Below are 20,635 nucleotides of genomic sequence, written 5' to 3' on the forward strand. Positions count from 1 at the left end.
GTTTAGTTCACCTTACGGCGAGATCAAAGGAGAACGATGCCCGTGGAGCGCGAATGGCGGCGGCCCTGCGGGGCACGCCGCCGAGGCGGTTCGTCGCTTAGGCGAGGCGGGCGGCCTCGCGCGCGATCTCGGGGATCCGGCTGCGGTGCAGGTCGAGGTCGGCGAGCTCGCGGTCGGACAGCGCCTCAAGCTCGGCCAGCGTCTCGCGGTAGGCGCGGCGGCGGGCGCGATGCTCGGTCCAGGCGGCGCGGAGGTCGGTCAGGCGCTGGGCCAGCGAGGGGGCGGCGGAGGTCGGGTGGAAGGTCGCGAAGGCCATGGGTCTCTCCCGGTTCATCTGGCGCCTCGCGGATCGAGGTGCCTTGCGGATCGTCGTGGGCGCGACTGTTTGCGCTCACGGGATGCATATCGGGCCGGAGGGGCCTTGGCGCAACCGGGGGTTCAGAAGGGCCGCCATGCGCGGGACGCATCGGTCGGCGCGGCCTCGCCGGAGCGTGGCTGCGGGCTATGTGAGGGGGAAGCGCCCGGTGGCCGAGCCTTCGGGGCCGACCGGCGTCCGCATTCCCAGAAAAGGACCTCCCATGGCTCGCCGCACGTCCGACCTCATCGATTCGACCCTCGACGCGCTGTTCCGCCACGAGGCCTCCCAGGCGCGGCCGGCGGCGGCGAGCCAGGGGGCCGAGCCGGGGTTCCGCCCGCCGCCGAGCCGCTCGGAGGCCAAGGCCGACGAGACCACGCGCGCGGTGCGGGCGATGACCGAGGCGGCGGCCGAGACGCGGGCGGTGGCGACGGCGCGGCTGCGCGAGGCGCGCAAGGCCAAGGAGGCCCAGGCCCGCGCCGAGGCCGAGGCGGCGGCCGCGCTGGCCCCGGCCAAGGCCCCGCGCAAGCGCAAGGCCAAGGCGACCTGAGCGGGGGCGCTCAGCGCCCGAACTTGCCCCGCAGCGCGTCCGCGAAGGCGTTGCCGGCCTTGGCGTCCTTGGGCCCCGCCTGCGACGGCCCGCGCGACGGCGTCCGGTCCTTGGCCGGGCCGCGCTCGCGCGCCTGGTCGCGGGCGTCGGCGCTGTCCTTCCGCATGGTGAGGCCGATGCGCTTCCGCGCCACGTCCACCTCGACCACGCGGACCTGCACCACGTCGCCGGCCTTCACCACCTCGTGCGGGTCCTTCACGAAGCGGTCGGCGAGCTGGCTCACGTGCACGAGCCCGTCCTGGTGCACGCCCACGTCCACGAAGGCCCCGAAGGCCGCGACGTTGGTGACGGTCCCTTCCAGCAGCATCCCCGGCTTCAGGTCGCCGATGTCACGGACGCCCTCCGCGAAGGTCGCGGTGCGGAAGGACGGGCGGGGGTCGCGGCCCGGCTTCTCCAGCTCGGCCAGGATGTCCCTGACGGTCGGCAGGCCGAACCTCTCGTCCGCGAAGGCGCGGGGGTCGAGCCCCCGCAGCGGCGCGGGGTCGGCCATCAGCGCGCGGATGTCGCGGCCGCAGGCCTTCACGATCCGGCGGACCACGTCGTAGGCCTCGGGGTGGACGGCGGAGGCGTCCAGCGGCTCGGCCCCGTCGGGGATGCGAAGGAACCCCGCCGCCTGCTCGAAGGCCTTGGGGCCGAGGCGGGACACCTTCAGCAGCTCGCGCCGGCTGCGGAACGGCCCGTTGGCGTCGCGGTGGGCGACGATGGCGGCGGCCAGCGACGGCCCCAGGCCCGACACGCGCGCCAGCAGCGGCGCGGAGGCGGTGTTGAGGTCCACCCCCACCGCGTTCACCGCGTCCTCGACCACGCCATCCAGCGAGCGGCCCAGTCGTCCCTGGTCCACGTCGTGCTGGTATTGGCCCACGCCGATGGACTTGGGCTCGATCTTCACGAGTTCCGCCAGCGGGTCCTGCAACCGCCGCGCGATGGACACCGCCCCGCGCAGCGACACGTCGAGGCCCGGGAATTCCCGCGCCGCCAGCTCCGAGGCCGAGTAGACCGAGGCCCCGGCCTCGCTCACGATGGCCTTCACCGGCTTTTCCGGGCCGGGCAGCAGCGCCAGGAGGTCCGCGACCATCCGCTCCGTCTCGCGGCTGGCGGTGCCGTTGCCGATGGCGATCAGCTCCACCCGGTGCGCGACGAGGAGCTGCGCGATCCGCGCCTGCGCCCCGCGCAGGTCGTTCCTGGGCTGGAAGGGATACACGGTGTCCGTCGCCAGCACCTTGCCCGTCCCGTCCACCACCGCGACCTTGACCCCCGTGCGGATGCCGGGGTCGAGCCCCATGGTCGCCCGTCCCCCCGCCGGCGCGGCGAGCAGCAGGTCCTTGAGGTTGCGGGCGAAGACGCGGATCGCCTCCTCCTCGGCCTTTTCCCGCAACTCCACCATCAGGTCGAGCGTGAGGGAGCCGCGCAGCTTGATGCGCCAGGCCCAGGCCGCCGCCTCGCGCAGCCAGCGGTCGCCGGGGCCGGGGCCTGCCGCCTCCAGGGCGCGGGCGCACATCCGCTCGGAGGGGCTGTCGCCGCGCGGCGCCTCCTCGTCCACCTCCAGGTCGAGCGCCAGCACCCCCTCGTTGCGCCCCCGCAGCATGGCGAGGACGCGGTGCGAGGGCGCGGCGCCCAGCGGCTCGGAATGGGCGAAGTAGTCCGAGAACTTGGCCCCCTCGGCCTCCTTGCCCGCCACCACCCGGGCCGCCAGCCGCCCCACCTGCTTCATGTGCGCCCGCAGCCGCCCCAGCAGCTCGGCGTTCTCGGCCAGCCCCTCGGCCAGGATGTCCCGCGCGCCCTCCAGCGCGGCCTTGGTGTCCGGCACGGCCTCCGACCGGAAGCCCCCGGCCAGCCCCGCCGGATCGGCGCGGCGGTCGGCGAGGATCGCCTCCAGCAGCGGCCCGAGCCCGTTCTCCCGCGCGATCATCGCCTTGGTGCGCCGCTTGGGCTTGAAGGGGAGATAGATGTCCTCCAGCTCGGCCTTGGTCGCCGCCTGCCCCAGCGCGCGGGCGAGGTCGTCGGTCATCTTCCCCTGCTCGGTGATCGACCCCACGATGGCCGCCCGCCGCGATTCCAGCTCGCGCAGGTAGCCCAGCCGCTCGGCCAGGGTCCGAAGCTGGGTGTCGTCCAGGCCGCCCGTCGCCTCCTTGCGGTAGCGGGCGACGAAGGGCACCGTCGCGCCCCCGTCCAGGAGCGCGATGGCCGCCGCCACCTGCGGGGCCCCCGCGCCGATCTCGGCGGCGATGAGGTGCGGGATGCGGCGGGCGGCGTCGGGGGTCATGGGGCGTCCTGCGGGCTGGAACGGTTGGGCGCGGCATAGCCCCCGGCGGGCGTTTGGCCAAGGGCCGGGGGCGGCGACCCCCCCGGCCGGCCAAGGCTGGCCGATCAAGCCCGCGTCACCAGGGCGTCCCGTCCTTGCGCGTGAAGCCCCAGCGCCCGTCCGGCCCCAGCACGGCCCGCAGGTCGTCGCGCGGGTAGCTTCCCTCGTCGCCGGGGCTGCGGTCGCCCACCTCCAGATACAGCACGTCCCGTTCGGTCCGGTTGACGAGCTGGTGCGCCACGCCCCCGGCCGGGAACCCCGCGCACATCCCCGGCCCGAGCGCGACCTCGCCCTTGTCGGTGACGAGCGTGGGCGCGCCGTCGAGGATGTAGACGAACTCGTCCTGCCGGCTGTGGCGGTGCAGCAGCGCCGATTCGCCGCCGGGCGACAGCCGTGTGAGGTTCACGCCGAAGTTGGTCAGCCCGAACAGGTCGCCCAGCGGGCGCTTCTCGCGGCCCGCCATGCGGCTCGCGAAGGGCTCGGGGTAGTTGGAGCGCCGGGCGCGCGGGGCGGCCTCGGCGGCGCGGAGGGCGAGGGGGCGGGACGGGGGCTGGTCCATGGCGAATCTCCGGGGGCGGCCCCGGCCGGGCGGGGCCCGCGCCGAGCCTACACGCGATGGGCCTGCACGCGACGGGCCCGGATCGTGGCCCGGATCGTGGCCCGGACCGTGGCCCGGAACGGGGCACGGCCCCGCCGGCCCGGAGCCTTGGCAGATCTTGGCCGAAGGGTGGCGAAATCGGGGCGTTGCGTCACAATGTCAGATGAACCCGCCGCCCGCCAAGCTATAGACTAAAGTATAGGCTTTTTCGGTCCGGGTCCGGTTCCCATGCTGCTCCATCTCCACAATCCCACCTCCGAGGCGCATCTCGAGGATCTCCGCGACCGGATCGCCGGCGCGCTGCCGCCGCTGGCGTCCGACCGCGACCGGTTGCGGGTCGAGCGGCTGGTCGAGGTGGTGCGGGCGATGGACGAGGGCCACCTCACCCCCCGTCAGGCCGCCGAGGCCTTCGCGCGCGACCGCCTGCCGGGCTTCTGCCTCGATCGCTGGCTGGCCGACATGGTGGACGAGGGCGTCTACGTGGAGCGGTCGCCCGCCCGGCGCGCGGCCTGAGCCCTAGCGCCGCGCCAGGAGGTCCGCGACCGCCGTCCCCAGGTCGGCGCGGCGGAAGGGCTTGGCGAGGCGCGGCAGGTCGGGCGCGATGCCGTCCACGCCGGCATAGCCGCTGATGACCAGCACCGGCAGGCCGGGACGCCGCGCCCGCAGCAGCCGCGCGAGGTCCGTGCCGTGCATCCCCGGCATCAGGTGGTCGGTGATGACCAGATCGGGCGCGAGCCCCCCGTCCAGCCGGTCCAGCGCCTCCCCCGCCGAGGCCGCCTCCACCACGCCGAAGCCCAGCTCGGCCAGCAGGGCCGCCGTGCTCGCGCGCACGAGGTCCTCGTCGTCCACGAGCAGGACCGTGCCGCCGGCGGGCGCCCGCTCCCCCTCGGGCGGCGGGCCGGGACGGTCGGCCGCGCCCTGCTCGGTCGCGGGCAGCCACAGCTCGGCGGTGGTGCCCCGGCCCGGCGCGCTGAGGATGCGGAGCGCCCCGCCGAGCTGCGCCGCGAGGCCGTGCACCATCGACAGCCCCAGCCCCGTGCCCTGGCCCAGCGCCTTGGTCGAGAAGAACGGCTCCACCGCCCGCGCCAGCGTCGCCTCGTCCATGCCGGTGCCGGTGTCGGCCACCGACAGCCGGAGGTAGCGGCCCGGCGGCAGGCCCGTGGCGTGCCCGGGCCCCACCGCCTCGCCGTCCGCCGACAGCCGCAGCGTGCCGCCCTCGGGCATGGCGTCGCGGGCGTTCACCGCGAGGTTGAGGATCGCCATCTCCACCTGGTTGGCGTCGGCCAGCGCCGGGGGCAGGCCGGGGGCGACCGCGACCTCGACCTCGACGCGGGGGCCGGTCGTGCTCCGCACCAGGTCGGCCATCCCCTCGACCAGCGCGCCCAGGTCCACCGCCGTCGGCTGGAGCGGCTGGCGGCGCGCGAAGGCCAGGAGGCGCTGCACCAGCGTCCGCGCCCGCTCGGCCGACTGCGCCGCCCCGGCGATCAGCCGCCGCTCGCGCGGCTCGCCCAGCCCCTGGCGCTGGAGGCGGTCCAGCACCGCCAGGATCGGCGTCAGCAGGTTGTTGAAGTCGTGCGCGACCCCGCCGGTGAGCTGGCCCATCGCGTCCATCTTCTGCGCCTGCCGGAGCTGCTCCTCGGCCTCGACCTGGGCGGTGATGTCGCGGGCGCTGCCGATCAGGCGCGTGACCCGGCCGGCCCGGTCCCGGACCGGGACCAGCACCGTGTCCCAGTGCCGCCGCCCCGCCGGCAGGGCCAGCACCTCGCGGTAGCTGGTGGGCCGGCCCAGCGCGACGGCGCGGCGGTAGTTCGCGGCGACCGCCCGCGCGACCTCCGGGGGGAGCTGCTCCTCGACCCGCCGGCCGCGCAGAGGCCGCACGTCGAGCCCCGTGGCGGCCTGGTGCGCCGGGTTCAGCTCCTCGATGGTGAAGCCGCCGTCGGGCTGCGCGCCGATCACGAACAGCGCCTCGGCGGTGTTCTCGAAGTAGGCGCGATACAGCGCGTCCGCCTCGCGCCGGGCCGCCTCGGCCGCGTCGAGCCGCGCCTGCCGCTCCCGCTCGGCGGTGATGTCGCGGCCCGTGGCGTAGGTCGCGTCGCCGCCCTGGGCCGCCGTCCACGAGATCCAGCGGAGCGAGCCGTCCTTGTGGCGGTAGCGGTTCACGACCCGGGGCTGGCCGCCATGGGCCGCGAGGCCGGCGGCCGCGGCCGTCGCCGCGTGGTCCTCGGGGACGACGAACTCGGTGACGTGGCGGCCGACCATCTCCTCGGGCGCGTAGCCCAGGATCGTCGTCCAGGCCGGGTTCACCCGCCGCAGCACGCCGTCGAAGCCGATCACCAGCATCAGGTCGGGCGAGGTCGCCCACATCCGGTCCCGCTCGGCGACCGCCTGAGCGACGCGCGCCTCCAGCGTCTCGTTGGCCTGCCGCAGCGCCGCCACCGCCCGCGCCCGCTCCACGGCCGTCCGGGTGCGCCCGGCCACCTCACGGATCAGATCCAGGTCCTCGGGCGACCAGTCGCGCGGGCGGGCGTCGTTGGCGAACAGGAGCGCCACGAGCCGGCCCCGCTCCAGGACGGGGACGTTGACGACGGCGCGCACGTCCACCGCCGCCAGCGCGGCCGTGGCCTCCGGCCCGCCGGTGCGGGGGTCATGGCCTGTGTCGGGGATGACCGTGGGCTCGCCCCGCTTGAGATCCTCGACGATGGACCCGTAGTCCCGCAGGCGATGGACGCCCGCCAGCGTCGCCACCCCCGGCGCCGTCCAGTCGCGCTCGACCCGCAGCGTCTCGGCCTCGTGGTCCATCGTGCCGTAGCCCACCCGGCCCACGCCCAGCGCGCGCCCCAGCTCCTCGGCGGCGGCGAAGGCGATGGCGGCCGGCTCCTCCAGGTCGCGCAGCCGGTCGGCGATGCGCGCCAGCGCCGCGCGCCGCGCCTCGGCCGCCTTGCGCGCGGTGATGTCGAGCACGACCTCGAAGGCCGTGCCGTCGGGCAGCAGCTTCGCCGCGAACAGCGCCCACCAGCGGCTCCCGTCCGGGCGCAGGTATTCCTTCTCGTAGGGCGTGGTCCGCCCGGTGGCCGTCAGCTCGGCCCAGGCGCGCTCCGAATCGGCCATCCACTCGGGCGGGGTGAGCTCCTGCCACCTCAGCCGCCCCGCCTCCAGATCCGCGCGCCCGTGGCCGGCCATCCGCAGGAAGGCGTCGTTGGCATCGACCAGCCGCCCCTCCGCGTCGATGTAGATCGCGCCCACCGTCTCGATGTCGAGCGCGGCGCGCAGCCGCGCCTCGCTCGCCCGGAGCCGCGCCTCTCCCTCGTGCTCGGCCGTGCGGTCGCGGAACATCTTGATGTAGCCGCGGCCCGGCCCGTCCGCGCGCATCATCAGCCCCGAGCCCCAGAAGCGGGTGCCGTCCTTGCGGAGATGCCAGCGCTCGTTGACGGCCCGGCCTTCGCTCAGGGCGCGCGCCATCTCGCGGTCGGGGTCGCCCTTGGCGCGGTCCTCGGGCGTGAAGAACATCGCGCCCGGCCGGCCCAGCGCCTCGGCCTCCGTGTAGCCCATCAGCCGCTCGGCCCCGGTGTTCCAGCTCGTGATGAGGCCCTTCTCGTCCTGCGTGATGATGGCGAAGTCGTCCGCCCCCTCGACGATCCGGCGGTAGCGCTCCTCGCTGGCCTCCAGCGCGGCCTTGGCGCGGGCCTGCTCGGTCACGTCGTGCCCCTGCACGAGGATGCCCTCCACGGTCCCGTCGGCCGCGCGGACGGGCTCGTAGATGAAGTCCAGCACCCGCTCCCCCTCGGGGGCGTCGGCGCTCGGGCGGAGGCGGATCGCGCGGCTCCGCGCCACGTGCCGCTCGCCCGTGGCATAGACCCGGTCGAGCAGCTCGTAGAAGCCCTGGTCCACGATGTCGGGCAGCGCCTCGCGCACCGGCTTGCCCAGGATGTCCGCGCGCTCGACCAGCCGCAGATAGGCCTCGTTCGCCACCTCGAAGACGTGCCGGGGGCCCCGCAGCACGCACATGAAGGTCGGCGACTTGTCGAAGAGGGCGGCGAAGTCCAGGTCGGGGCGGTTCAAGGGACGGCTTTCGTTCGGGGTCGGCACGGTCGGCTTGAGGAAGCCTAGCCGGGCCGGGCGGAAGGCGACCCCGCGCGCCCGGCCCGCCTTCGGTCAGGCTCGGGCCGCGAGGTTGCGCGGCCCGCCCTCGGTCGGGTGTCAGGCCGCGAGGTTGCGCGGCCCGCCCTCGGTCAGGATCGTGTGCAGCGTCGCCGGGTCGCTGTTGGCGCGCAGCTTGGAGCAGATCGCCGCGTCCCGCAGGGTCCGCGACACCAGCGCCAGGGCCTTGAGGTGCTCCACCCCCGAGCCCGAGGGCGCGAGGAGGCAGAACACCAGGTCCACCGGCTGGCGGTCCACGGCGTCGAAGTCGAGCGGCCGTTCGAGCCGCAGGAACAGCCCGCGCACCCGGTCCACCCCCGGCAGACGCGCGTGCGGCAGGGCCACGCCACGCCCCACGCCGGTCGGCCCCAGCGCCTCGCGGTCGAGAAGCGACTCGTTCACCCGCGCCGGATCGAGCCCCCAGCAGCCGTGCGCCATCTCCGCGAGGTCCTGGAGGAGGCGTCGCTTGCTGGGCGAGGTGGCCATGACCTTCACGCCGTCGGGCCGGAGGATTTCCGCCAGTTGCATCGCTCGTCCGTCAGCCCTGGGCAGAGGAGCCGCCGGATTCGACGCGGGGGTCGATCCAGCCGATGTTGCCGTCCTCGCGCCGGTAGACGACGTTGATCGCGCCGCCCTTCTCGTTGCGGAACACGAGCACCGGGGCGTGCTGGAGGTCCATCTGGAGGACCGCCTCGGCCACCGACAGCGACGGCACGCGCAGCTCGGTCTCGGCGATGATGGTCGGCCCGGCGTCGCCGTTGACCGACTCGTCGTGGTGGTCCTCGTCGTCCTCCACGTCCTCGTCGAAGGGTGCCAGCACGAACGATCCGGCGGGCACGGTGTCCACCGGGTTCGGCCGCTCCTTGTGGTGGTCCTTCAGCCGGCGCTTGTGGCGGCGGAGCTGCTTGGCCATCCGCTCGCGCGCGGCCTCGAAGGCGGCATAGCAGTCGGCGCCCATGCCGTTCGCCTGCGCCACGAGCCCGGTGGACAGGTGGACGAAGACCTCGCAGGCCAGCCCGAAGCCATCGCGCGAGAAGGTCACGGTCGCGTCCGTGGGCCGCCCGGCGTACTTGGCCGTGGACTCGGTCAGCGCCTGGTTCACGTGCGCCTGGAGCGACTCCCCGATATCGATGTCCTTGCCGCTGACTCGGATGCGCATGTCATCTCCTCGGTTCTGCCCGGCGGCCCTGGGGGGCGGCCGGTGGGTGGTGCCCGGCGGGACGCGGGCCATGGCCGCCCCCGCCCGCCGGGCCGTCGATGCGGGCCTTCGCCCCTCCGGGCGCTGGCGTCAAGGTCATGGCGGGCGCCGCCCGCCGACGAGGCCGAGCCCCGCCGGCCGGCCGGCCTCCGGCGAGGCCCCGAAGCCCTGCCCGAAGCCCTGCCCGAAGCTCTGGCCCAGGTAGACGCGGCGCACGGCCTCGTCGCGGACCACCTCGGCGGCGGTGCCGGACATCAGGACGCGCCCGTCGTGCAGGATGTAGGCCCGATCCACCAGGCCCAGGGTCTCGCGCACGTTGTGATCGGTGATGAGCACGCCGATGCCACGCCCCTTCAGCCCCTCGACCAGGCCCCGGATGTCGCCCACGGCGATCGGGTCCACGCCCGCGAAGGGCTCGTCCAGAAGCACATAGGAAGGCCGCGCCGCGAGGCAACGCGCGATCTCCACCCGCCGCCGCTCCCCTCCCGACAGCGCGAGCGCGGGCGCGCGCCGCAGATGGGCGATGCCGAACTCGGACAGCAGCTCCTCCAGCCGCCCGCGCCGCGCCTCGCGCCGCTCGGCCAACTCCAGGATGGCGAGGATGTTGTCCTCGACCGTCAGGCCGCGGAAGATCGACATCTCCTGCGGGAGGTAGCCCAGCCCCAGCCGCGCGCGGCGATACATCGGCAGGCCGGTCACGTCCTGCCCGTCGATGACCACCTGCCCGCCCTCGGGCGCGACCAGCCCGGCGATGGCATAGAAGCAGGTCGTCTTGCCCGACCCGTTCGGCCCCAGCAGCGCCACCACCTCGCCCGGCGCGAGGTCCAGGCTCACGTCGCGGATCACCGGCCGGCGGCGATAGCTCTTGCGGAGGGAGCGCACCGACAGGCCGGTGCGGGCGGCGGGCTCGGGACTCATGGCGGGGGCCCCCCCAGCACGGTCCGCACCCGCCCCTCCATCCGCGCCGTCCCGGCGTCGAGGTCCACCACCAGCCGCTCCCCCGACACCGCGCTTTGCCCCTGCGTCAGCAGCACGTCCCCCGTCAGGATCAGCGTCCGCGCCGTCAGGTCGTAGTCCGCCCCCTCGGCCTCGGCGGCCTCGTCCGGCGTGGCCAGCGTCACCCCGCCGGACGCGAGCAGCCGCGCGATGGCCCCCGTCGCCGCGTCGTAGAACACCTCGACCGTTCCCGCCGACAGCCGCAGCCCGCCCTGCCCGATCACCACGTCGCCGGTGAAGGTCGCCGCCCCCGTCGCCTGGTCCACGCTCAGGCTGTCCGCCGTCACCTCGACCGGCGCGGCGGGGTCGGTGGCGAAGCTGCCGCCCAGCGACACCCCCTGCGCGACGGCCCCCCCGGGGATCAGGAGCGCGAGGACAAGGACGCGCAAGCGGAACATCAGGGACCCTCGGCAGTGACCTGGGGATGATATAGCAGCCGCACGCCGCCGTCGAACAGCAGCCGCGCGGCCCCCGCGCCGTCGCCCGCCTCCAGCGCCAGCCACCCCGCCTCGATCGCGCCGAAGGGCGCGGTCCCCGTCACCGGCCCGGTGATGGCGGTCCCGGTGGACAGGTCCGCCGTCACCTCCGGCGTCTCGACCGCCGTGGCCGGGCTCGCCTCCACCCGCACGCCGCCCGCCAGCCGCAGCCGCCGCGCCGGCCCGTCCACCTCGCCCGTCCCGGCGGTCAGCGTCGCGGTCCCGCCCCCCGGCGTCCGGGTCTCCAGCCGGGGCGCGGCGACGGCGTACACGTCCTCCCGCCCCGGCAGCGGCGTCAGCCGGTCGGCCGAGAGCGTCACGGTCGTCCCGTCCGGCGCGACCCCCGACAGGCGCGGCCGGTCGATGCGCGGCTCGCGCGCGATCTCCTCCAGCCGGGCGAAGGGGATGCTGTCCGGCCCCGCCGGCGCGCGCGCCAGCAGGAACATCGTGGACAGGAGCGCCAGCGCCGCCAGCGGCAGCAGCACCTTGGCCCAGGCGATGGCGCGGCTGCGGCGGCGGAAGGGGATGCGGAAGCCGGGCTCGGCCATCGCCGTCACCCCAGCCCCGCCCGCAGGCAGTCGTGGACATGGAGCACCCCCGCCACCCGCCCCGGCTCGGCCGGGTCCACCACGAACAGGCAGGTGACGCGGCGGGCGTTCATCAGCGCCACCGCCTCCTCGGCCAGCGCGTCCGGCGCGACGGTCAAGGGCCTGCGCGTCATCACCTCGCCCGCCGTCCGGTCCAGCAGCCCCGCCATGTGCCGCCGCAGGTCGCCGTCCGTGACGATCCCGACCAGCCGCCCGCCCGCGTCCGTCACGCCCACCACGCCGAACCCCTTGCGGCTCATCTCCAGCAACGCCTCGCCCATCGGGGCGCCCTCCGCCACCAGCGGCACGGCCGCGCCTCCGTGCATCAGCGCCGCCACCCGCGTCAGCCGCGCCCCCAGCCGCCCGCCGGGGTGGAAGCCGCGGAAGTCCTCGGGCGTGAAGGCCCGCGCCTCCATCAGCGCGATGGCCAGCGCGTCCCCCAGCGCCAGCATCATCGCCGTCGATGTCGTGGGCACCACCCCGATCCCGCAGGCCTCCGGCACCGCCGGCAGCAGCAGCGCCACGTCCGACCGCCGCAGCAGCGACGACCCGGCCCGCCCCGCCACCCCGATCAGCGGAATCCCGAACCGCCGCGTGTGCGCCACGAGGTCCGCCAGCTCCGGCGTCTCCCCCGAATTGGACAGCACCAGCACCACGTCGCCGCGCATCATCATGCCGAGGTCGCCGTGCGAGGCCTCCGCCGGATGCACGAACTGCGCCGGCGTGCCCGTCGAGGCCAGCGTCGCGGCGATCTTGCGCCCGACGTGCCCCGACTTGCCCATGCCCGACACGACGACCCGGCCCCGCGCGCCCAGGATCGTCTCGACCGCCGTCTCGAACCCGTCCCCCAGCCCCTCGGCCAGCGCGTCCAGCGCCCGCGCCTCCTCGCGGATCACGCGAAGGGCGGTGGCGCGGGCGCGGGGCGGGTCAATGGGCAAAGATGTCCACCTCGGGCCACCCGGCCAGGTCGAGCCGCGCCCGCGTCGGCAGGAACTCGAAGCAGGCCCGCGCGATCTCCGTCCGCCCCTCGCGCGCCAGCAGCACGTCGAGAGCGTCCCGCAGCCGGTGCAGGTGCAGCACGTCCGACGCGGCATAGTCGAGCTGCGCCGGCGACAGCGCCTCCGCGCCCCAGTCCGACTGCTGCTGCTGCTTGGAGATGTCCACGCCCAGCAGGTCCTGGAGCAGGTATTTCAGCCCGTGCCGGTCGGTGAAGGTCCGCACCAGCTTGGACGCGATCTTGGTGCAATAGACCGGCCGCGTCTGCGTCCCGAACGTGTGCTCCAGCACGGCGATGTCGAACCGCCCGAAATGGAACAGCTTCAGCACCTCCGGGTCGGCCAGCATCCGGCACAGGTTCGGCGCCTCCGTCTGCCCCGGCGCGACCTGCACGAGGTGGCAGTTCCCGTCGCCCCCCGACATCTGCACGAGGCAGAGCCGGTCGCGGCCGGGGATCAGGCCCATCGTCTCGCAGTCGATGGCGACCACGGGGCCGAGATCGAGTCCGTCGGGCAGGTCGCCCTGGTAGAGGTGGTTCGCCATGGCCGTCTCGCGTCTGGGGCAGGGTGGCCTCCAGCTATGCGGGCGAAGGGCGCGGGTCAATGCGGGGGCCACGCGGGGCCCGGGGGCGAACGGCCCTCGTCCGAGACCCCGTCCAGGGCCCTGCCGCCACGCCCGTTGGCCGAACCGCCGCCGCCCTCGCCGGACTCCCCCGCCGATTGAATCGAATTGAGCGGAGACGCCATGGACTCGCAAAGGTTGCGCCACGTTTTCGCCGCGATCCGGCCGGATATTCACCACGAGCCGGACAGGACGCCGGCCTGACATATTCGGAGTTGGAACAGACCAGATGGACCATGATGCTCGTGCGGACAGCAGGGCGGCGGCCCTGCATCCGCCGGCATCCCGACGCCTCGCGCGCCGGCTCTCCCCGCGCGCGCCCACCTTCCGGGCGCCCGCCTTCCGCGCGCCCGTGTTGCGCGTCCCCGGGGCGGCGCGCGCCCTCGCTCGCGCCCTCGCTCGCGCCCTCGCGCTGGCGCTTCCCCTCGCCGGGCTCCTCGCGGCCCGGCCCGCCCCGGCGCAGGCGCAGAACGTCAACTGGGTCGTCAACCTCGACGACACCGGCTCGGACCCGATGCCCGCCGGCGGCACCGTCGCCTACGCCCTGCGGGTGGAGAACGGGGGCTTCGATCCCGCCCCCGCGACCACCGTCACCCTCGCCGTGCCTTCCGGCGCGACGCTGACCGCCGCCTCCGGCGCGATCGCCGGCTGCGCGCCGCGTCCCGCCACCGGCCCGGCGCAGGTCACCTGCACCGTCCCCGCGCTTCCCGCCGGCGGCGCGGCCTCCGCCGCCCTCTCCGTGCGGGCGACGGCCTCGGGCATGATCGTCCTCGGCGCCTCCGTGCCCGCGACCGGCGACATCGACCCCGCCGACAACACGGAAAGCGAGGGAACCACCATCACCCCGGGCGCGGACCTCGCGCTCGCGCTCGCCGCGCCCGCCTCCGTGCGCGCCGGCGGCCGGGCCGCCATCGTGCTGACCGCCACCAACGCCGGTCCCGGCGCGGCGACCGCGCCCCGCATCGCCTTCACCGTCCCCACGGGCCTCGTCCGCCTGGGCCTGCCCACCGGCTGCGCGCTGTCGGGGACCACCGTCACCTGCTCCGCCGCCAGCCTCGCCCCCGGCGCGCAGATGGCCTTCACCGTCACCGGGCAGGCGGCGGTGGCCGGCGGCTCGACCCTCGCCCTCGCCGCCGCGACGGCGCTGGCCTCGCCCACCGACCCCGTGCCGGGCAACGACACCGCGACGCGGACCCTTTCCGTCACCGCCGGCAGCGACCTCGCCCTGACCAAGGCGCGGACCCCGGCCTCGCGCATCTACGTGGACGACGCCGCGACCTTCACGCTGACGCCCACCTACACGGGCGACGCGCCCCAGGCCGTGACCGTCACCGACACCGTCCCCGCGAGCTACCGGATCGATTCGGTCACCGCGCCCGGCTGGACCTGCGCCACCCAGGGCCAGGCCGTGACCTGCGCGCGCGCGGCCGTCACCGGCGCGGGGCAGGACCGCCCGCTCGGCCCCATCGTCCTCGGCGTCACCGCGCTGGCGGCGGGCTCGCCCGTCAACGCCGCCTCCATCGCCGCCCAGGCCCCCGCCGACCCGGACGCCACCAACAACGCGGCCAGCGACGGCGGTCCCGCCATCGCCGCCCGCTACATCGACCTCGTGGCCCGCAAGTCGGGGCCGAGCCCCGCCCTCGTGGTCGTCGGCAACCGCTACGACTTCCGCCTCGGCGCCTCCAACGCCGGCAACATGGGCCTCGTCGGCACCGTCGAGGTCGCGGACGACCTCCCCGCCGGCATGACCGCCACCGGCTACGCCGGCGCCGGCTGGACCTGCCTCCCCGCCGCCCCCGTCGCCGGCCCCGCCCGGATCACCTGCGCGCGCGCCTACGCCTCGGCGGGTCCGCTCGCCGCCGGGGCCGCCACCCCCGACGCCACCATCCGGGTCGAGATCACGGGCACCGGCCCCCTGACCAACGCGGCGACCGTCCACAGCCCCGACGCGGCCCCGCCCGACCTCCTCCCCGGCAACGACGCGGCGGCGGCGACCGTGACCGGCAGCCTCGTCCCGGCCACCGCCGACCTGCGGGTGATCAAGACCGCCCGCGCCGCCAGCGTCGCCGCCGGCGACCCGCTGGCCTTCGACATCGAGATCGTCAACGACGGCCCGCAGCCCGCCACGGCGGTCACCCTGACGGACCAGCTCGACGGCCTGATGAACGGCGGCACGGGGGCGACCGGCGCGGGCCTCGTGTCCATCGACACGAGCCGGGCCCCCGGCCTGTCCTGCGGCTCCGCCGCGACCTCGCCCACCGGGCGGCGGCTGACCTGCACGGCGGCCAGCCTCCCCGCCTGCCAGCCGGGCGTCGATTGCCCCGTCGTCGCCGTGACCGTCCGGCCCGGCGGCAACGCCTCCGCGCGGACCAACGCGGCCTCCGTCCTCTCGGACCAGGTGGCCGACCCCGACCTCGCCAACAACGAGGGGCAGGCCGCCCACGCGGTGACCGCCCGCGCCGACGTGACCGTGACCCTGGCCGCCGCGCCCGCCTCGGCCACCGCCGGGCAGGGCCTCGCCTACACCCTGACCGCCATCAACCAGCCCAACGGCCTCAGCGACGCGCAGGCCGTGTCGGTCACGCAAAGCCTGCCGCCCGGCGTCGTGCTGCTGTCGGTCACCCCGTCCTGCGCCTCGGGCCCCGCCGTGGGAGAGCTGATCTCCCCTGCCTCCGCGCCCCTCGCCTGCGACCTCGGCCCCCTCGCCAACGGCGCGCAGCGGGCGGTGACCGTGGTCGTCCGGCCCACCGACGCCACCGCCTCCACCACCCTGACGAGCGTGGCCACCGTCGCCACCTCCACGCCCGAGACGGACACCGGCAACAACGCCGCCACCCGCGCCACCCCGGTCGCGCCGCCGGTCGTCGATCTCCAGGTCAACCAGTCCGACACCGTCGATCCCGTCACCATGGACGACGCCACCACCTACACCGTCATCCTCCGCAACAACGGCCCCTCCGCCGCCGAGGACGCGCGCCTGACCGACCAGCTCCCCGCGACGCGGCTTGCCTTCCAGTCCGTCGCCGCCCCCGGCGACGCCACCTGCACCGCGCCCGCCGTGGGCGCCCTCGGCGGGGTCCTGACCTGCGCCGTCCCCCTCCTCCCCGCCGGGGAAAGCCGCACGGTCGCCGTGACCCTCCGCGCCGTCGCCAAGGGCGTCGCCGCCAATACCGCCACCGCCTCCTCCTTCGAGACGCGGACCTGGGCCGACGCCAACCCCGCCAACAACCAGGCGGTCGAGAACACCACCATCCGCACCCGCGCCGACATCCGCGTGACGGAGAAGCGGGCCTCGCCCGCCACCGTCAGCCTCCGCGACGACTTCGACTGGCTGGTGACGCTCGACAACCGCCAGGCCCCCGGCCTGAGCGAGGCCGACAACGTCACCCTGACCGACACCCTGCCCGCCGGGATGCGCCTCACCGGGCCGCCGGTCGTGCAGTCCTCCTCCGACCCCGCCCTCGCGGCGGGGACCACCTGCACCGGCGCGGCCGGGGCCACCGCCTTCACGTGCAGCCTCGGCACGGTCCCGCCCGGGGCCAGCCTCGTGCTGCGCGTCCCCGCCGAGGTCGTGGAGGTCGCCGCCCGGCCGCAGGCCTTCGCCAACACGGCATCGGCCACCACCTCCTCCTACGACGCGGACGGGACGAACAACGCCGCCACCGGCACGGTGACGGTCGGCTCCTCGTCGCTCGCCGGGACGGCCTTCCGCGACTTCGACCGCCAGGGCGACCTCGACGCCGGCACCGACACCGGCCTCGCCGGCCTGACCATCACCCTGGAGGGGCAGAGCCACGACGGCCAGCCTATCTCCCGCGCGACGACCACCGCCGCCGACGGCGGCTACGCCTTCCCCTTCCTGCCCGCCGGAACCTACGCCATCGCGGGCGGCCCGTCCGGCGAGGCCCATCTCGCCCCCGGCGCGGCGATCCCCGGCTCGACCGGCGGCACCCCGGCCCCGGGCGGCGCGCGGCTGGAGGGGATCCAGCTCCCCGCCAGCGCCGTCTCGACCGGCAACGACTTCACGCGCCACCCGCAGCCGCGCCTCGGCCTTGCCAAGGCGGTGCAGGCCGGTCCCGCGCCGAACGGCGACGGCTCCTACGACGTGACCTTCCGCCTCCAGCTCCGCAACCTCGGGGCCGAGCCGCTGCGGAACGTCGCCGTCACCGACGCCCTCGCCGGGCCCGCCCCCGCCTTCGGGGGCCTCGCGCCCGGATCGGGCCCCCTGCCGGCGGGCGGCTACCGCCTCCTCGCGGCCCCCGGCGGGACCTGCGCGGGTCTGAACCCCGGCTTCGACGGCCAGGGCGACGCGACGCTCGCGGCGGGGCTGGCCCTCGCGCCCGGCGCGGCCTGCGCCATCGACCTCGCGATCCGGGTGCAGCCCGCCGCGCCCCTGCCCGCCGCGCTCCTGTCCGGCTACCGCAACCAGGCCCAGGCCACGGGCGAGGGGGCGCTCTCCGCCGCCACCCCGACGACCGAGCCCTTGCTTCAGGACCTGTCCGACGACGGGACCGCGCCCGACCCCAACGGCAACGGCCGCGCCGACGACGCGGGCGAGGACGACCCCACGCCCGTCCTCCTGCCCGCCGCCGCGCCCGCCATCGCCCTCGTCAAGACGATCGACCCCGTCCCCCCCGCGCCTCTGGCGGTCGGCGACACCCTCGCCTACGCCCTGACGGTCACCAACACCGGCAACGTCGCCCTGACCGGGATCGCCGTCGCCGACCCCAACGCCACCGTGACCGGCGGCCCCGTCCCGCTCCTGCGGCCTGGCGAGGCATCGACCGCCTTCGTCGCCACCCATGTCGTGACCGAGCAGGACCTCGCCCTCGGCGCGATCGTCAACCAGGCCACCGCCACCGGCACCTGGGCCGCCTCGGGCGGCGCGCCGGCGGTCGCCGACCCGTCCGGCGCGACCGTGGCCGACGATGTGCCGACGGTCTGGACGCTCGGCCCGGCCCTGGGCCTCGTCGCCGTCAAGTCGGTGCTGGCCCTGGAGGACGCGACGGGCGACGGCATGATCGGGGCGGGCGACCGGGTGCGCTACCGTCTCGCGCTGACCAACGCCGGCCGGCTGACGCTGGGCGGCTTCGTGGTGACCGACCCGAACGCCGCCCTGGTCGGGACGCCGCCCGCCGCGCTCGCCCCCGGCGCGACCGACACGAGCCTCGAGGCGCTGCACGTCCTCACGCAGGCCGAGGTGGACCGGGGCTGGCTCGACGCCCAGGCCGAGGTTCACGCCCGCGCCGTCGCGGCCGGCACCGGGGCGATCCTCCTCGACGCCAACGGGTTACCGCTGGAAGTGGCGGACCTGTCCGACGCCGGCACCGACCCCCTGCGCGCAGCCGTCGCCGCCCCCGCCACCACGGAGACCGAGGGCGGCGCGGGCGGCCCCGGCAACGGCGACCCGGGCGACGACCCGACGCCCCTGCGGCTGGGCCAGGTGGCCGAGCTGGAGCTGGTGAAGTCCTTCACCGGCTTCCGGGACATCAACGGCAGCGGCGTCACCGACGCGGGCGACCGTGCGGGCTATGCCTTCGCGCTGCGGAACCGGGGCAATGTCGCGCTCCGGGTCACGCTGGCCGATCCGGGCGCGGACGAGGTGGCGGCGCCCCCCCTGCTGCTCGCCCCCGGCGAGATCGTCCCGCAGGCGGGCACCGCCTGGCGGGCGCTGGGCCCGCGCGACATCGCCCGCGCCTGGGTCGAGAACCGGGCCACCGCCACCGCCGAGGCCCTGGACGACGCCGGCGCGCCGCTCCTGGCCGGCGGCGCGGCGCTGGTGGTCGAGGACCTGTCCGACACCGGCACCGACCCCGAGGGCGCGACCCTGCCGGACCCGGCGGCCCTGGACTCCCCCGACGCCTCGGGCGCCACCGACGGCGATCCCGGCAGCGACCCGACCGTCGTCCGGGTGCCGCGCGACGTGGCGCTGTCCCTCGTCAAGTCGGTGACGGGGGTGGAGGACCTGAACGGCAACGGCCGGACCGACCCGGGCGACCGCGTGACCTACGGCTTTCACGTCGCCAACCCCGGCAACCTGCGGGTGGCCGGGATCACCCTGGCCGACCCGGGGGCCGAGGTCGCGGGCGGCCCCCTGGATCTCGACCCGGGCATGGGCGACGCGACCGCCTTCACCGCGACCCGGCTCCTCACGCAGGAGGACATGGATCGCGGCTGGCTCGCCAACAGCGCCACCGTCACCGGCACGGCGCAGGGCCCCGACGGCCCCGCCCTGGGCCCCGATGGCGCGCCGCTTTCCGTCAGCGACCAGTCCGACGCGGGCACCGGCCCCGACCTCGCCCCCGTGCCCGAGCCCGAGGGGCGGGAGACTCCCGACGGCGCGGGCGCGACCGACGGCGACCCCGCGAACGACCCGACCGTGCTCGCGCTCGCGCGGCATCCGGCGGTGACGCTCGTCAAGACGGCGGACGTCTCGGCCTTGGGCGATCCGGCGCGGGCGGGCGACCCGATCCGCTACGCCTTCACCGTCACCAACACGGGCGACGTGACGCTCCGGGACGTGACCCTGACCGACCGCCTCGTGGGGGTGGACCTGCGCGGCGGCCCCATCCCGGCCCTCGCCCCGGGGGAGAGCGACTCCACCACCTTCACCGCCACCTACCGCCTGACCGAGGCCGACCTCGACGCCGGCCGGGTGGAGAACCAGGCCCTCGTCGTCGCCCTCTTCGGCCCCGACGCCGAAGAGGTCGTGCAGGACGAATCCGGCCAAGGCCCCGACGACGACGAGGCGACGCGCGTGACCTTCGCCACCGGCACGCCGGGCGGGCTCACCCTCGCCAAGACGGCCGACCGGGAGGAGGCGCGCGTCGGCGACCTCGTGGGCTACGCGATCACCCTCGCCAATCCCCGGCGCGGCCTCGCCGCCACCGCCGCCATCGTGGACGACCTGCCCGAGGGGTTCCTCCCCCAGCGGGACTCGGTCGAGATCGGGGGGCGGGCCGCCGCCGCCCGGATCGACGGCCGGCGCGTCGTCGTGCCCGGCCTCGACGTCCCGCCCGGCGAAAGCGTGACGATCACCCTGCGCGCGCTCGTCACCGCCGAGGCGCGCCCGGGCGGGCACGTCAACCGCGCCCAGGCCGTCGCCGCCGACGGCGAGCCCCTGACCGCCGTGGCGGAAGCCACCGTCCGCGTCGTGGCCGAGGCGGTGTTCGACTGCGCCACCGTGATCGGGCACGTCTTCGACGACCGCGACCAGGACGGCCACATGCGCGGCGTGGACGAGGGGGGCCTGCCCGGCGTCCGCCTCGTGGCCCCGGACGGGCTGGCGGTGAACGCCGACGCCCAGGGCCGCTTCAGCCTGCCCTGCGCCGCGCTCCCGCCCCAGCGCGGCGCCAACGTCCAGCTCCGCCTCGATGAACGGACGCTGCCCACCGGCTACCGCGTCACCACCGAGAACCCGCGCGTCGTGCGCGTCACGCCCGGCATGGTGACGCGGATGAACTTCGGGGCCGCCCTGCCGCGACTGGTGCGGATCGACGTCGCCGCGCGCGCCTTCCACGGCCTCGATCCCCGGCCCGAGCTGCTGCGGGCGCTCGACGCCCTGGTGGCCCGGATCGCCGACCAGCCCTCGGTGCTGCGGATCGCCTACCGGGCCGAGGGCGAGGACTCCGCCCTCGTGCGCGGGCGGATCGCCGCCGTCGCGGCCGCGCTGCGCGCCCGCTGGCCCGTGAACGGTCGCCACGATCCGGTCATCGAGGCGACGGCGCTGGGCTCCGCCCGCGTCGGCGGGCGGTGAGCG

Annotated in this window: 14 protein-coding genes; 3 read left to right on the forward strand and 11 right to left on the reverse strand. The window is 75.9% G+C overall.

What is annotated here, in order from left to right; genetic code table 11:
- Window positions 1–97: 97 nt before the first annotated feature.
- Window positions 98–316, reverse strand: a complete 219-nt coding sequence (locus J2Z33_RS05215) for a YjiS-like domain-containing protein (protein ID WP_209838590.1) — start codon at window positions 314–316, stop codon at window positions 98–100.
- A 262-nt stretch (window positions 317–578) separates the two neighbouring features.
- Here J2Z33_RS05215 and J2Z33_RS05220 point away from each other — a divergent pair, with 262 nt between their 5' ends.
- Window positions 579–905 (forward strand): hypothetical protein, encoded by a 327-nt coding sequence (locus tag J2Z33_RS05220; RefSeq protein ID WP_209838593.1) that lies wholly within the window; start codon window positions 579–581, stop codon window positions 903–905.
- A 10-nt stretch (window positions 906–915) separates the two neighbouring features.
- Here the strand turns inward: J2Z33_RS05220 and J2Z33_RS05225 are convergent, their stop codons facing one another.
- Window positions 916–3,228, reverse strand: a complete 2,313-nt coding sequence (locus J2Z33_RS05225) for a Tex family protein (RefSeq protein WP_209838594.1) — start codon at window positions 3,226–3,228, stop codon at window positions 916–918.
- Between the two features lie 115 nt (window positions 3,229–3,343).
- Complete coding sequence (locus J2Z33_RS05230) at window positions 3,344–3,826, reverse strand: cupin domain-containing protein (RefSeq protein WP_209838596.1); 483 nt, start codon at window positions 3,824–3,826, stop codon at window positions 3,344–3,346.
- A gap of 267 nt (window positions 3,827–4,093) precedes the next feature.
- Between J2Z33_RS05230 and J2Z33_RS05235 the strand changes: the two genes are divergently transcribed.
- Window positions 4,094–4,378: a hypothetical protein gene (locus tag J2Z33_RS05235; RefSeq protein WP_209838598.1), complete on the forward strand. Its 285-nt coding sequence runs from the start codon at window positions 4,094–4,096 to the stop codon at window positions 4,376–4,378.
- Window positions 4,379–4,381: 3 nt separating this feature from the next.
- On the opposite strand, the gene J2Z33_RS05240 is transcribed toward J2Z33_RS05235, so the two are convergent.
- From J2Z33_RS05240 to J2Z33_RS05275, 8 genes are all read right to left on the reverse strand, one after another.
- Window positions 4,382–7,924, reverse strand: a complete 3,543-nt coding sequence (locus tag J2Z33_RS05240) for a PAS domain S-box protein (RefSeq protein ID WP_209838600.1) — start codon at window positions 7,922–7,924, stop codon at window positions 4,382–4,384.
- A 138-nt stretch (window positions 7,925–8,062) separates the two neighbouring features.
- The gene (locus J2Z33_RS05245; protein WP_209838602.1) at window positions 8,063–8,530 is read right to left on the reverse strand and encodes a PTS sugar transporter subunit IIA; all 468 of its coding nucleotides are present in this window, start codon (window positions 8,528–8,530) and stop codon (window positions 8,063–8,065) included.
- A 10-nt stretch (window positions 8,531–8,540) separates the two neighbouring features.
- The gene (gene hpf, locus J2Z33_RS05250) at window positions 8,541–9,161 is read right to left on the reverse strand and encodes a ribosome hibernation-promoting factor, HPF/YfiA family (RefSeq protein ID WP_209838604.1); all 621 of its coding nucleotides are present in this window, start codon (window positions 9,159–9,161) and stop codon (window positions 8,541–8,543) included.
- Between the two features lie 135 nt (window positions 9,162–9,296).
- Window positions 9,297–10,118, reverse strand: coding sequence for an LPS export ABC transporter ATP-binding protein (gene lptB / locus J2Z33_RS05255; protein WP_209838606.1), 822 nt, complete (start codon window positions 10,116–10,118; stop codon window positions 9,297–9,299).
- Window positions 10,115–10,594, reverse strand: coding sequence for an LptA/OstA family protein (locus tag J2Z33_RS05260; RefSeq protein ID WP_209838608.1), 480 nt, complete (start codon window positions 10,592–10,594; stop codon window positions 10,115–10,117). The genes lptB and J2Z33_RS05260 overlap by 4 nt, the downstream gene beginning before the upstream one ends.
- Window positions 10,594–11,220: an LPS export ABC transporter periplasmic protein LptC gene (lptC, locus tag J2Z33_RS05265; protein ID WP_209838610.1), complete on the reverse strand. Its 627-nt coding sequence runs from the start codon at window positions 11,218–11,220 to the stop codon at window positions 10,594–10,596. Before lptC ends, J2Z33_RS05260 begins: the two co-directional genes overlap by 1 nt.
- A 5-nt stretch (window positions 11,221–11,225) precedes the next feature.
- Window positions 11,226–12,197 carry a KpsF/GutQ family sugar-phosphate isomerase gene (locus J2Z33_RS05270; protein ID WP_245218572.1) on the reverse strand — a complete coding sequence of 324 codons (972 nt, stop codon included), beginning with the start codon at window positions 12,195–12,197 and terminating at the stop codon, window positions 11,226–11,228.
- Window positions 12,187–12,798, reverse strand: coding sequence for a ribonuclease D (locus J2Z33_RS05275; protein WP_209838611.1), 612 nt, complete (start codon window positions 12,796–12,798; stop codon window positions 12,187–12,189). Before J2Z33_RS05275 ends, J2Z33_RS05270 begins: the two co-directional genes overlap by 11 nt.
- Before the next feature lie 430 nt (window positions 12,799–13,228).
- Between J2Z33_RS05275 and J2Z33_RS05280 the strand changes: the two genes are divergently transcribed.
- Window positions 13,229–20,632: a DUF7507 domain-containing protein gene (locus J2Z33_RS05280; protein ID WP_209838613.1), complete on the forward strand. Its 7,404-nt coding sequence runs from the start codon at window positions 13,229–13,231 to the stop codon at window positions 20,630–20,632.
- Window positions 20,633–20,635: the final 3 nt, after the last annotated feature.

The organism is Rubellimicrobium aerolatum (genome assembly GCF_017872975.1).
In the GTDB taxonomy this organism is placed as follows: Bacteria; Pseudomonadota; Alphaproteobacteria; order Rhodobacterales; family Rhodobacteraceae; genus Rubellimicrobium; species Rubellimicrobium aerolatum.